The 11,890-nt window shown below is 36.0% G+C and carries 13 protein-coding genes; 6 read left to right on the top strand and 7 right to left on the bottom strand.

Going from position 1 to position 11,890, the window contains the following annotated elements:
- Nucleotides 1-233: 233 nt before the first annotated feature.
- The 4 genes from EL165_RS11615 to EL165_RS11600 form a co-directional block, all read right to left on the bottom strand.
- Complete coding sequence (locus EL165_RS11615) at nucleotides 234-824, bottom strand: NAD(P)H-dependent oxidoreductase (protein ID WP_002976913.1); 591 nt, start codon at nucleotides 822-824, stop codon at nucleotides 234-236.
- Between the two features lie 75 nt (nucleotides 825-899).
- Nucleotides 900-1,718: a helix-turn-helix domain-containing protein gene (locus EL165_RS11610; RefSeq protein WP_002976915.1), complete on the bottom strand. Its 819-nt coding sequence runs from the start codon at nucleotides 1,716-1,718 to the stop codon at nucleotides 900-902.
- A gap of 12 nt (nucleotides 1,719-1,730) precedes the next feature.
- On the bottom strand, nucleotides 1,731-2,225 hold the full coding sequence (locus tag EL165_RS11605; RefSeq protein ID WP_002976917.1) for a GNAT family N-acetyltransferase: 495 nt from the start codon (nucleotides 2,223-2,225) through the stop codon (nucleotides 1,731-1,733).
- Complete coding sequence (locus tag EL165_RS11600) at nucleotides 2,203-2,823, bottom strand: TetR/AcrR family transcriptional regulator (protein ID WP_002976920.1); 621 nt, start codon at nucleotides 2,821-2,823, stop codon at nucleotides 2,203-2,205. Before EL165_RS11600 ends, EL165_RS11605 begins: the two co-directional genes overlap by 23 nt.
- A gap of 98 nt (nucleotides 2,824-2,921) precedes the next feature.
- Here EL165_RS11600 and EL165_RS26495 point away from each other — a divergent pair, with 98 nt between their 5' ends.
- Nucleotides 2,922-3,056: a hypothetical protein gene (locus EL165_RS26495; RefSeq protein WP_002976922.1), complete on the top strand. Its 135-nt coding sequence runs from the start codon at nucleotides 2,922-2,924 to the stop codon at nucleotides 3,054-3,056.
- Nucleotides 3,056-3,412: a hypothetical protein gene (locus EL165_RS11595; protein WP_002976924.1), complete on the top strand. Its 357-nt coding sequence runs from the start codon at nucleotides 3,056-3,058 to the stop codon at nucleotides 3,410-3,412. The genes EL165_RS26495 and EL165_RS11595 overlap by 1 nt, the downstream gene beginning before the upstream one ends.
- A gap of 89 nt (nucleotides 3,413-3,501) precedes the next feature.
- Here the strand turns inward: EL165_RS11595 and EL165_RS11590 are convergent, their stop codons facing one another.
- Nucleotides 3,502-5,874 carry a TonB-dependent receptor gene (locus EL165_RS11590; RefSeq protein WP_002976926.1) on the bottom strand — a complete coding sequence of 791 codons (2,373 nt, stop codon included), beginning with the start codon at nucleotides 5,872-5,874 and terminating at the stop codon, nucleotides 3,502-3,504.
- A 138-nt stretch (nucleotides 5,875-6,012) separates the two neighbouring features.
- Between EL165_RS11590 and EL165_RS11585 the strand changes: the two genes are divergently transcribed.
- Together EL165_RS11585 and EL165_RS11580 are read left to right on the top strand one after the other, a co-directional pair.
- On the top strand, nucleotides 6,013-6,588 hold the full coding sequence (locus tag EL165_RS11585; protein WP_002976929.1) for a Crp/Fnr family transcriptional regulator: 576 nt from the start codon (nucleotides 6,013-6,015) through the stop codon (nucleotides 6,586-6,588).
- Between the two features lie 59 nt (nucleotides 6,589-6,647).
- Nucleotides 6,648-7,667 (top strand): NAD-dependent epimerase/dehydratase family protein, encoded by a 1,020-nt coding sequence (locus EL165_RS11580; RefSeq protein ID WP_041461616.1) that lies wholly within the window; start codon nucleotides 6,648-6,650, stop codon nucleotides 7,665-7,667.
- Nucleotides 7,668-7,681: 14 nt separating this feature from the next.
- Here EL165_RS11580 and EL165_RS11575 read toward each other — a convergent pair whose 3' ends face one another.
- A complete protein-coding gene (locus tag EL165_RS11575; RefSeq protein ID WP_002976933.1) occupies nucleotides 7,682-8,305 on the bottom strand; it encodes a hypothetical protein in 624 nt (207 codons plus the stop codon).
- Between the two features lie 191 nt (nucleotides 8,306-8,496).
- Here EL165_RS11575 and EL165_RS11570 point away from each other — a divergent pair, with 191 nt between their 5' ends.
- Both EL165_RS11570 and EL165_RS11565 read left to right on the top strand, forming a co-directional pair.
- Nucleotides 8,497-9,060 carry a TetR/AcrR family transcriptional regulator gene (locus EL165_RS11570; RefSeq protein WP_002976935.1) on the top strand — a complete coding sequence of 188 codons (564 nt, stop codon included), beginning with the start codon at nucleotides 8,497-8,499 and terminating at the stop codon, nucleotides 9,058-9,060.
- Nucleotides 9,061-9,099: 39 nt separating this feature from the next.
- Nucleotides 9,100-10,500 (top strand): MFS transporter, encoded by a 1,401-nt coding sequence (locus EL165_RS11565; RefSeq protein ID WP_002976938.1) that lies wholly within the window; start codon nucleotides 9,100-9,102, stop codon nucleotides 10,498-10,500.
- Nucleotides 10,501-10,559: 59 nt separating this feature from the next.
- Here the strand turns inward: EL165_RS11565 and EL165_RS11560 are convergent, their stop codons facing one another.
- Nucleotides 10,560-11,840 (bottom strand): serine hydrolase domain-containing protein, encoded by a 1,281-nt coding sequence (locus tag EL165_RS11560; RefSeq protein ID WP_002976940.1) that lies wholly within the window; start codon nucleotides 11,838-11,840, stop codon nucleotides 10,560-10,562.
- Between the last annotated feature and the right edge of the window lie 50 nt (nucleotides 11,841-11,890).

Here is an 11,890-nt window from a genome sequence, read left to right as displayed (position 1 = left end):
GTTTTAAAAGAAAAACTTAACCATCCATCAATCTTAATGGCTTAAAATAATGGTTCAAAACAATTTTACTTGCGATTTCTGAAGCTAATTTCATGCCATAAATCCCTTTACAGCAAAATAGAAGATCAGAATGTACAAACTGTATTTTATTATTTTCTTCATTAGTTTGTATGAAGTTAATACAGCTGGGTTCATACTCTGTTTTTCGGTATATGTTTTCATAAGAAGTACTTTTAATAATGAATTAAATGTTTTGAATATAAATTTTTGATCTGCTCTTTCCAGATTTCCAGGTCTTCAGAACTTGCCCGGTCTGCCTTGTCGAAAAATAAATGTCTGATGATTTCCAGCCCGGAATAGATGAAAATGCCATGATCGGAAGTTAGTGTAAGCGCTTTATCCATCCCTGTCTTTTCATATTCTTCAGATGATTTCCCATGGGTATTGATAATCATTGTTGATTTCCCTTTCAGAAGTCCTTTCTGTACACCCTGGTCATAACGGTATGCAAAACCATAACTGAACACACGGTCTATATAGCCTTTCATCATAGCGGGAAGCCCTGTCCACCAGATGGGATAAATAAAAGTAATCTGTTCTGCCCACGAAATATGATCCTGTTCAGTTTTTACATCATCCGATGCTTTTCCCATACGTTGTCCCTGCATATCAGCCAGAGAAAGTACAGGATCAAAACCTATTTTATAAAGATCTCTCACAATAATCTCATGATGTTGGGATCGGAGGGTGTCAACTACTGTGTTTAAAAGATTGTGATTTAAACTGTTTTCATTGGGGTGTGCGTAAATGATCAAATGTCTCATTGTTTTGATGATTTAGATTAATGAGACAAAGGTATAGGAGTGAGCTTTTCAAAAATTGTAAGAAAACGAAACGGCCTATCCGGACTTTGGATTACAGATATCCTGCTGGAATTTCAGATACTGTGCAGGTGAAATGTTGATAAAATGTCTGAAATCATGGATGAGCTGGCTCTGATCATAATATCCACATTCATCAATGATGGTAAACCATTGGACTTTATTCTGTTTTCCGGTCTCCTGTTCAATGATTTTGATGGCTTTTAAAAAACGGTTATACCGGTTAATTTCCTTTAAGGAATATCCAAACTGTTCCTTCTGTTTTCGCTGGATGTTTCTCTCCGTTTGCCGGGTCTGTTCTGCAATGACTTTTATTGGATTTAAAAGATCATTCTCAAAACTGCTTAATAGTTTACCTGTAATGTCCTGATATTGAAGATAAGGTTTGCAGAATTCAAGAATGTGATCCACTTGTGCTGTGGTGGAATGTAATTCTTTCAGCTGATGCCACAGTTCAGTAAAGCAGTTTTCTTTCAGCAATTCGTCAGGATGTCTTACAGATTGTTCAATAGATGCTTTCCCAAAAAACCTGTAGAAAGCATCATCTTTAAAATTGGCCACTAAAATGGAGCAGCCGGCGGGAAGTGTATAATCAAAGGCTTGCCTCACAGGACCGAAAACCATACATTTATCAACACTTATACTTGTCTTTTCCAGGGTAGACATGGTGGCACTTTCTCCAAAACAGAATAAAAGAATCGTCTGGTAGGTGGGCAAAAGTGTTTTAGTGACCGGTCTTTCATCTGTGTTTTCAGCAAAATAAAAATGTGTGAATATATTTTCAAATTCTTCAGGAACTGAAATTCTGAACTCATTATATTCCGGTTGTAATTCCATTATTCAGAAAAATTAAAAAAGACTTTTTATCATTTTATAATTGGTCAAAGTTACTCCTTTAACATAGACCTCTTGTTCCTGAACCACCTGAAAACCAATTGTCTTAAAAAACGGTCTGGCTGTTTTGCTTACCTCTGCTGTCAGTTGTTTTTTATGCTGCCGGAGTGCTTCATTTTCAACCTCCTGGTAAAGAATTGATGCAATACCTTTTTGCTGCTCATCCTTGTGGACAAAAAGAAGATCGATATAATTTCCCTGATCAAGAGTACAAAAACCAGCTATCTTATTTTCGTTGAGAGCAATTACAACATACTGATCTCTGATCACTTTCCTCCATCTTTCCTCATTTTCAGCTCCGGATTTCCATGCTTCGAGCTGTTGAGGTGTATAATCTTTTCGGCACACTGCATCTATTGTGGCTGCAAAAAGCTGTAGCATTTCCGGAAGATCTGCTTCATTACCTTTTCGGATGATAATATTATGCTTATTGGATATATTGCTGTTCATAAAGCTTTTGCTGTTCTTTATTGAGTAGTGGATAAAAAAGATTCATCTGGAGAAGCGTATAATGCTGTATCGCTTCTTTAGGATTCAGCTTCAGGATAAGCCTGTTATGGGTAAGCCAGTTATCTGCAATGATAAAAATTTGCTCTGTAAGGCAGTCTACAATAAAGCGGGGAACATCTTTCTGAAAAATATGACTCTTCTGAAGATCTGAAAAAATCAGTTGAAACTCTTCTTTTCTGCTGAAATTGATGCCCTCGTACCTGGATTCTATTTCTGGAATCTGATTCAGGATATCTATAAAACTGATAAATATAAAGCGGTAGGCATAAAAAATTTCACAAGTGGAAAAGGTAAACTGATAAAGGTCTTCCAGGGTCTTATGTTCCTTCTCTTTCATATGGTTCAGAAGCTCATCCATTTTCAAAGTTAGCTCTGAAAAAAGAATTTTAATAATGTCTTCAGAATGCCTGAAATGATAATGCAGATTTCCCGCACTGATATTGAGCTCAGCTGCAATATGCCTGGTAGTAATATTATTATACCCCTTATCATTAAATAACTCCAGTGCTTTAGACAGAATCTTATCCTTGGTCTTCATAGTTCAAAGATAAGAATATACAGGTTGAAATAAATCATATTTTTAAAATTAGAACAAGTGTTCTAATATGGTATATTTGCAGTATCAATCATATCATCATGGAAGGAAAACAGAAATTCGATTACGAATCAGCGGAAAAGATCGAAACAGAAAAGAAAACGGATCCGCAGGAAGTGGTATCAAAAATCCTGCAGATCATCCTTGGAATTATTATGGCAGTGCTTCATATGTAATGAAAAAAAGAATTTCATATTGGTTTTTGCTGGGACTTGCAGCATGGGGTTTGATTATTTTTCTGAGGCGGGCAGGAATTTATATTCCTGTTATCAATGATTATTTTACAGATTGTATTACTGTTCCGATGTATTGTTATCTTATAGAATATCTGATGAATCCTCTTTTAGGTTATCATTGGAAACCTGACCTGAAATTTGTACTGACTTCAGTCCTTTATCTCTCATTTTTGTTTGAAGTGCTCTGTCCGGGGTTATCCGGAAATTTTACCGGAGATTTGTTTGATGTACTGGCTTATAGTGCCGGTGGAATGGTGTATTATTTTAGAAAGGTCAAGCCTTGGGAAACAGGATAAAATAAAGCTGGCAGCTTCTTTACGATGTGAAGCTGCCGGCGGTGCTATAGTTTTTATCCTGATTTGTAATAATTGATCAAGGTGAAGGTTTAGTTACTGCCGCCTGCCCGGTTTGATTCTTCAAATTTCACCTGCTTGGTAGCTCCTTTCACATTATTGTTTCCAAACTTGTAGGTAAGAGAAAGATGAACATTTCTGGTAATCCCTTTGTACTGAAAATCGATATTATAAGAAGGATAATACTCAATCCCTTTTTCACGGTTGGTGTTCAGAATGTCGTTAAGATACAGATTAACCAGCAGTTTTTTTTCCATAAATGCCAGTTTCATACCCGTATACAATGAAGAACTGTTGTAATAATATGAATTTCCAACCCTGTTAGGAAGACTGCCCCAAAGTCCCAGCATAAAAGTGACTGTTTTCTCTTTATTGAGGAAGAAACTGTTATCGATATTAAGATTGGCACTGTATCCTGCGGGAGCAGTCAAGATCGAAGGATCATATGATTTTGATTTTGTATAATATCCGTTTACAAATACCGTAGATTCCAGCCATTTCAGCTTGTTGTAGTTATAGCTGATATTGATACCTGCCTGATCTTCATTGTAAAAATTTTTAGCGACTGTGTATCTGTAATCACCATCTACCATTTGTACTCTGTCCCAGCTATCTTTATTATAATTGTAATATAAAGTGATATTGAGATTATTGTTCAGAACATATCCGAATTCAAAATTATCTGAAAACGTAGGTAAAAGGTAAGGATTACCGGTGCTGTATTCATACTCGGAAGTATAATATTTGAACGGATTCAGGTTACCGAAGTACGGACGTGAAATTCTGCGTGAATAGTTAAGAGAAAATGAATGATTCTCGTTCGGTTTATAACTGATGTAAGCAGTAGGGAAAAACTTTCCGTAATTGATCTTTGCGGAGGTATCGTCATTCATGGAAATCCCTTCCAATGTGGTATACTCATAGCGGAGACCGGCTTTTGCATCCCATTTTTCACTGATTTTAAAATTGGTAGAAAAGTAAACGGCATAATTTTCTTCATTATAAAAGAATGTATTGGTTCTGCCCAAGTTCAGGTCATACTGACCATTGTTGATATTGAAAAAATTAAATTCAGAATCATTTTTAATCTTAGTATATTTTATACCGGATTCTGTCTTGATTTTAGCGAATGTTTTTTCAAAATCAGCCTGTCCGGAATAAATGCGGTATTTGCTTATAGGATTGGCCATTGTAGAAATCGTTTCAGAAGTAATGGTATTGGAAAAATTTCTGGCATTGGAATTATTCAGCATCAGATTGGCAGTAATATTCAGTTTACCTCCTGCGCTGTCAAGTTTTGTTTCATAAAATGCCGTAGCGTTGTGAACATCCCTGCTGTTCCGGTTTCTGAAGTTGGAAAGAATATTCAGAAATCCTTCATCATTGGACCTTACAGCCTGGCTTTCTCCTTTTTCCAAAGGATTACTGTGCGAATAATTGTAATTGATTCCGATAAGATTTTTATCATTGATCTTGTATTCAACCTTTGCATTTCCCCCTTTATATTTGTAGTTATTGAGATTTTGAGTATCCCGGTTCCAGTAATCTTTATTGTTGCTGGCGGAAAGATAGTTATAGGTAGTATAATACCAGTAATTATCTCCTACGGAAAGATTGGTGCTCAGAGACAGCTTTTCTCCCTGATAATTAAAAGTAGCCCCACTTCTTGCTGATACTGTAGGTCTGCCCCAGAAATAGTTACCTGAAGTCTGAATAGATCCGTTCCAGCCCATATTGGTGTTCTTTTTAAGGATAATGTTGATCAGTCCGCTTTTTCCTTCAGCATCATATTTTGCAGGTGGCGTGGTGATAACTTCAATTTTAAGAATGTCATCGGAGCGCAGTGTTTTCAGGTAGTTGATCAGCTCCTGGCCATTAAGATTCAGCAGTCTGTCATTGATCATTACTGCCACATTACTTTTTCCGGCAATGCTTATAGCATCATCACTGGTTTTTACCATCGGTGTTTTGGCAAGTGCCTCTATCGCATCAATTCCCTGAGAGGCAACAGAGTTTTCAACATTAAAGACCAGACGGTCTACTTTTCTTTCGAATAATTTTTTCTTTGCAGTAACGGTAACCCCTTCTATTTTCTGTTCAGTGACAGGTGCTTCTTTGATTTGCAGATCTTTTCTGTGTGTTCCCTTTACCGTAATTTTTTCACTATTGGTTTTTACCCCGTCTTTTATGATTTCGAATAAATATTCTCCGTCTTCTTTCAATGGAATTTTAAACATCCCTTTATCGTCCGTGATGGCTGAAAACTTCACATCATTTTTGGTAATCAGGACTTCGGTTTCCAATGCTGGTTTATTGTCTTTGTCTGTAATAATTCCTTCAACACTCTGCGCAAAAAGAAAAGACGAAGAAATAAGACTTAAAAGAATGGTAATCTTCCGATTCATATTTTTTAGTTTATATACAAGACAATTGTTTTGTCTTTGATATTACATCGGGTGGTGAAGAATCTTTTTATTGCTGATGCATATTGAGACTTTATTTTGATATTTTTGTACCTGATTCAACAAAATATTTTATTTCCAATGTACGACAAGCTTCTACAAAATATCCGTTCAGGACGTGACTTTAGCCATGAAGAGACAGAAGCTGTCAAACACTATTTTGAGCCGATAGCATTTTCAAAAAATACTGTAATAGAAGAAGCCGGTACAGTTCCCCGGTACCTTTATTATATTGTGTCAGGATACCTGAGGATTTTTTTTACTGATCAGAATGGAAATGAAGTGACCACTCATATCAACTGCCCGCCGGGATTTTTTACTTCCTATCAGGATTTTATCAGCGGTACGGTTTCCGAAAACAATGTGGAATGTATCACAGATTCTGAGCTTCTCAGAATTTCAAAAGAAAATCTGGATGCTGTGATCAGTGAAAGCAAGGCAATGAAAGATTTCAGTATCTCTGTTTTTCAGCAGTCGATTGCCTATAATGAGAACCGTTCCAGAGAACTGTCAGTACTCAGTGCTGAGCAGCGTTACCTTAAGCTTATGAAAGATTATCCGGAAATTATTCAGAATGTTCCCGTACAATATATCGCTTCATTTTTAGGGATGAAGCCTGAAAGCCTCAGCAGGATCCGGAAAAAAATAATTAACTAACAAAAGTCAAGTGGTTCCGGTAAAGAGAAGGTGAACTTTGCAGCATTAAAATGAATGCAATGACAAAGAATCATGTAAGTCTTGTTTCCGGGGCAAACGGACATCTTGGAAATAATTTAGTCAGATTTTTATTGAAACAGGGGATTCCGGTACGGGCCGCCGTAAGGAATATCAACAACAGAAAACCTTTTGAAGGACTGAACTGTGAATTGGTACAGGCTGATATAACAGATAAAGCTTCTTTCGTAAAAGCTCTGCAGGGTGTGGAAACCTTTTATTCAGTAGGTGCTGCTTTTAAATTATGGGCTAAAGATCCTGAAAAGGAAATCTATGACGTCAATATGAGAGGTACCCGCAATACCATCGAAGCTGCTGCGGAAGCGGGGGTGAAAAGAATAGTGTATGTAAGTTCTATTGCTGCGCTTGATTATACAAACCTGCCTGCCAGAGAAAGTAATGGCTATAATCCGGACCGAAGGGATATGTACTATAATTCTAAAAATGACGGTGAAAAGCTGGCCTTTGATCTGGCTGCAAAAATGGGGATAGAGCTGGTTTCCGTAATGCCTTCTGCCATGATTGGAAGCGAAGCATTTTTACCGCTAAATGTTTCTTATGGAGTATTAAAGCTGATCCTGAACAAAAAAATTCCTGTAGATACCAAAATTACCCTGAACTGGATAGATGTAAAAGATGTTGCAGAAGGATGTTATCTGGCTGCTGAAAAAGGACGTTCCGGTGAACGTTATATTCTTGCCAATGAAAAATGTATGACCATTACCGACACTACAATTCTTGCCAACAGACTTTATCCTGAACTGAAACTGGAAATTCCGCGTTCCGTACCTAAGGGAATTTTGTTTGCTATTGCTGCCCTTATGGAATTTACAGCAAAGCTAAGTGGTAAACCGCCGGTGCTCACCCGGAAAGATATTGCCATGTTTTCAGGATTACAGCAGGATTTTGATATTTCTAAAGCAAGAAATGAGCTTGGATTTAATCCTAAAGGCCCTGAAAAGGCAGTGAAAGAAGCATTAGATTTTCTTATAAAAAATCTTGAATTGTTGAAAGAGGTTTGAAGAAGCCTCTTTTTTTATTGCTGTTCCAGTTTGATGATCGGACCTTTGTAAAAGCGGGTCAGATCATACAGGTCTGTAAAATGCTGCTGGAGATCCGGGATGACCTTACCGTCAAATTCCTTCACATTACATTGGTTTTCTGCAAGCAGGTACAAAGATTGATTATCCGGTTTAAGATACTCATAGAGGATATTATCCTGATGCTTTTCTTTATTGAGAATTTCTGTGAGAAAGATCCCATAGATCAGGAACTGGTTAAAATTGCTGGAATCCACAATATAATTCATGTCCTGCTTCAGGAGTTTTTCGTAATCAGAAAGGATTTTAAGAAAATTTTCGGCATGAACAGTTGTCGGAATTTCATAAAAAAGGTCTATACCATTGATGAAAAGCTGTGTTTTGGCTTCCTCATGATCTGAAGAATATACTTTGGTAAACCATTGGAAAATAAGCAGGAGTTCCTCCTGGGTGAGTTCTTCAACAGAATCCTTTATTTTTTCTTTAATTGTTTCAAGGGTGTTTCTTGCTTCAGGCTGAAGAAATTTAAGAATATTCTCTTCTTCACGGCTAAGCTTATTGTACAAATTAATTTTGGCAATAGTTGGATTGGTTTTGATGAAATAAAGTTCTTCCGCCATAGTTATTTACCAAATAGTCTTTAAAATGGTTATTTAAAGATACAAAATATGCCTCAATTTTATAAAAAAAATAATATGTACTGAATGGTACAGTTATTTTTACGTTTCAAGGGTACAATAAAATTTTTATTTGTGTCTTAAAAAATAGATAGACTTATCTATTTTTTGTTTAGATTTGTAAAAATTTCTCGATGAAAAAGGAAAAAGTGCGTGACAGAATTATCAGGGTTGCCTCAGATCTGTTTTATAAGCAAGGGTTTAATTCTACAGGAATCAACCAGATTATTGCAGAGGCTGATATTGCTATAGGCTCACTTTATAACCATTTTTCATCTAAGAATGATCTTCTGCAGGCGTATCTTATCAAACAGGAATCGGATTGGTTTGAAGGTTTTGAAAACAGTACATCCAAAATCTCAGATCCCAAAGAAAAACTTTTAACCCTGATTGATTACAGGAAAAAACTTCAGCAGACTTCAAAGTTTGCCGGATGCCATTTTATTAAGATTGTTTCTGAAATAGGAGAGGGCAATCCTTCCGTATCTGATTTTGCCCAAAAGCATAAAGAGAAGCAAAAGGATTTGATCACAGCTCTTGTAAGAGAATATGGAATGCAAAGACAGATTTCAGATCCTGATTTGTTGGCAGAAAACATTTTTTTATTAATAGAAGGAGCTGTTGTTACTTCCACAATCAGGAGACAAAATGATTCTTTTGATCAGGTGAAAAAAATTGTTAAGGGCTTATTACCTTAATTTTTTTGACTCTAAAAAAATAGATATATCTATATAAAAATGAAATGTAACTATTTGAAATTATTGGTAATATTATTAGGTCAGTTATTGACAATTATGGATATTTTTATCATTAACGTATCTATTCCATCTATACAAAGAGACCTGCGTGCCGGCAACGGGGAAATTCAGTTTATGATTGCAGCTTATCTCATCGGATTTGCCTCTTTTTTGATTACCGGCGGCAGATTGGGTGATGTATATGGGAGAAAGAAGATCTATATGATCGGATTAACAGCTTTTATGCTGAGTTCGGTGGCTTGCGGAATTTCCGTAGGGGCGGGCCAGCTGGTTGTTTCAAGATTTATTCAGGGGGTAAGCGCTGCCATGATGGCTCCCCAGGTACTTTCAATGATACAGGTATTGTTCTCTGATCATCAGGAGCGTACAAAAGCAATGGGGTGGTATGGTATTACCATTGGAGCAGGAACTATTCTGGGACAGTTCCTTGGCGGATATTTTTCCTCATTAACAATGATGGAAGAACCCTGGCGTCTTATCTTTCTGATGAATATTCCGGTATGCCTGCCAGCGATCTTTCTTAGTCTGAAAGTATTGAACGAATCTAAAACACCTGTGAAACAATCCTTTAATATGAGCGGTGTTGTAATGCTTTCTGCCGGATTGTTCTGTGCTGTCTATGCATTAACAATGTCTGAACATGCGGGAATTCAATTTAAAAATGTTTTATTGATGATGATTTCAGTAATTATTCTTTTGATTTTCATTAAAAATCAAAAGAAAAGAATCAGGAATGAACGCTCTTATCTGATTGATTTTGAATTGTTCCGGTATAAAAATTTCAACCTTGGAATCCTGGCCGTTTCATCATTTTTTATCATGCTGGATTCATACTTTTATATTCTTTCACTTTTTTTTCAGGACGGATTAAAAATAAATCCTTTAAAAGCAGGTGAAATCATTGTATTTCAAGGGTTGGGTTTTATTATTGCATCTGTCATTTCTGTAAAACTGATTTTAAGATATGGAAAAAAGGCCCTGGTTGCAGGACTGATGTTTATTATTGTTATTCTTATTTTTCAGCTATTCTTATTCAGAACGGAAACAAGTTTTCCACTTTTCTGTCTGTTATTGTTTCTTCATGGATTGGGAGTAGGTTCCATTATTCCTTCGCTGGCCAATATTGCGTTATCTGGCATGTCTGAAAAATTGATAGGAAATGCCTCAGGGGTGTATAATACCTTTCAGCAGATTGCTGCCATCATAGGAATTGTTGCTATTGGAAGTATCTTTTATTATTTTCTTGGAGAGCAACCTGCAATACAACATTATCAAAGAGCTTTTTCGATGACCTTGCTGATCAATATTTTATGTTTGATTCTGGTCATTGTTTCTGTATTTAAAGTTCCTGATCATGTTCTTCCGGAAATGGCTAAATGAAATTGACTTATTTAATAATTACAGAATGCTATAACATGATTATATAAAACAGATATTAATTACTGTATTTTTTTTGCATTTAATTTAACACCTGTTGAAATAATTACTAGGCGGTATTGATGATCTTTATCACTCACAAACTGATAGCCGTCTTCAGATTCCGGATTGTCAAAAAAAGTATTCGGTGATTCCGGATAAATTTTGGTTTTCTCTCCGTCTTTGTCAAGGATATACAGAAAATGATTTTCAAGAATAACTGTGAAAACCTGTGACAAATCAGCTTCAAGAGCAAATTTTCCGGTGTATTGTTTGAGAACTTCATCAGAGACTTCAATTGCTTTCCTGTTGATTTTTTGAGGAATACGATAAGGCTGATCATTCAAAAGCTTAATAATATCTTCAGTCACTTTCTGGAAAGGAATATCTGTGAAATTTGAGGTAAAAATGAAGGTGATTCCTGATTTTAAATCCTGATAATAATAAGCTCTGTAACCCGGTCTGCCGCCTGCCTGGATCAATTGGCTGTCTTTTCCGAACATTGTAAGCGCAAGATCTTTTCTGAGATTCTTTCCGGAAATAAGCTGTTGACTAAAACTATATAAATCATCAATCGTCGAAAAATAATTTCCGGTTTCAAAACGGTTGATGCTGGTATGGGAAACAGGAACAATTTTACCGTTTTCAGTTGAAAATCCATAAGCAAAATCAGACAATGATCGGGAAGAGTTAAACTCACCTGTGTTTTTCAGCTGGTATTTTTTGATGATCTCTTCCTGGATAAAATGCCAGTATCCTCTATCAGACAATTTGTCAATAAGATAGTGCAGGATAAAATATCCCACATTGGAATATAAGGTCTGAGTTCCAGGTTCGAACTGTAAAGATTCCTGTTTGGCCAGCTCTATTGTCTTTTCCAGGCTGAGGTGGTCATATTTCTCATAATCTTTAATTTCCCTTGGAAGACCGGACTGATGAAATAACAGATTTTCAATAGAAATTTTTTCTCCGTTTGGAAAATCAGGAATGTATTGATTAAGATGATCTGACAGTTTAAGTTTTCCTTGCTCAACCAGTTTAAGAATTCCATATTTTACAAATATTTTTGAAACTGAGGCAATAATAAATTTACTGTTCTTATTGACCTGTAATGCCTTGTCTTCATCAGAAATATTATAGGTCTTGTTAAGAAGAACTTTATTGTTTTTAGCGATTTTTACATTTCCGTTAAAATTTTTCAGATCTGTGAGTGCTATAAAGTAATGATCAAGCTCTTTGCTGTATTGTTGCGCAGAAAGTTTTACTGAAAATATAAGAATGAAGAAAAAGATCAAGAGCTTCATAATCTGTTATTTGTGATATTTGCAAATATACATTTTAATCGCTGATATTT

This window comes from Chryseobacterium gleum, assembly GCF_900636535.1.
GTDB classification, from domain to species: domain Bacteria; phylum Bacteroidota; class Bacteroidia; order Flavobacteriales; family Weeksellaceae; genus Chryseobacterium; species Chryseobacterium gleum.
The sequence above is the reverse complement of the archived record's forward strand: the minus strand, read 5'-3'. Positions and strand labels throughout refer to the sequence as shown.

Bases quoted from the DNA above. Each gene is read 5' to 3' on its own strand.
- EL165_RS11615 (WP_002976913.1), bottom strand. From the start codon at position 824: ATGAGACATTTGATCATTTACGCACACCCCAATGAAAACAGTTTAAAT.
- EL165_RS11610 (WP_002976915.1), bottom strand. From the start codon at position 1,718: ATGGAATTACAACCGGAATATAATGAGTTCAGAATTTCAGTTCCTGAA.
- EL165_RS11605 (WP_002976917.1), bottom strand. From the start codon at position 2,225: ATGAACAGCAATATATCCAATAAGCATAATATTATCATCCGAAAAGGT.
- EL165_RS11600 (WP_002976920.1), bottom strand. From the start codon at position 2,823: ATGAAGACCAAGGATAAGATTCTGTCTAAAGCACTGGAGTTATTTAAT.
- EL165_RS26495 (WP_002976922.1), top strand. From the start codon at position 2,922: ATGGAAGGAAAACAGAAATTCGATTACGAATCAGCGGAAAAGATCGAA.
- EL165_RS11595 (WP_002976924.1), top strand. From the start codon at position 3,056: ATGAAAAAAAGAATTTCATATTGGTTTTTGCTGGGACTTGCAGCATGG.
- EL165_RS11590 (WP_002976926.1), bottom strand. From the start codon at position 5,874: ATGAATCGGAAGATTACCATTCTTTTAAGTCTTATTTCTTCGTCTTTT.
- EL165_RS11585 (WP_002976929.1), top strand. From the start codon at position 6,013: ATGTACGACAAGCTTCTACAAAATATCCGTTCAGGACGTGACTTTAGC.
- EL165_RS11580 (WP_041461616.1), top strand. From the start codon at position 6,648: ATGACAAAGAATCATGTAAGTCTTGTTTCCGGGGCAAACGGACATCTT.
- EL165_RS11575 (WP_002976933.1), bottom strand. From the start codon at position 8,305: ATGGCGGAAGAACTTTATTTCATCAAAACCAATCCAACTATTGCCAAA.
- EL165_RS11570 (WP_002976935.1), top strand. From the start codon at position 8,497: ATGAAAAAGGAAAAAGTGCGTGACAGAATTATCAGGGTTGCCTCAGAT.
- EL165_RS11565 (WP_002976938.1), top strand. From the start codon at position 9,100: ATGAAATGTAACTATTTGAAATTATTGGTAATATTATTAGGTCAGTTA.
- EL165_RS11560 (WP_002976940.1), bottom strand. From the start codon at position 11,840: ATGAAGCTCTTGATCTTTTTCTTCATTCTTATATTTTCAGTAAAACTT.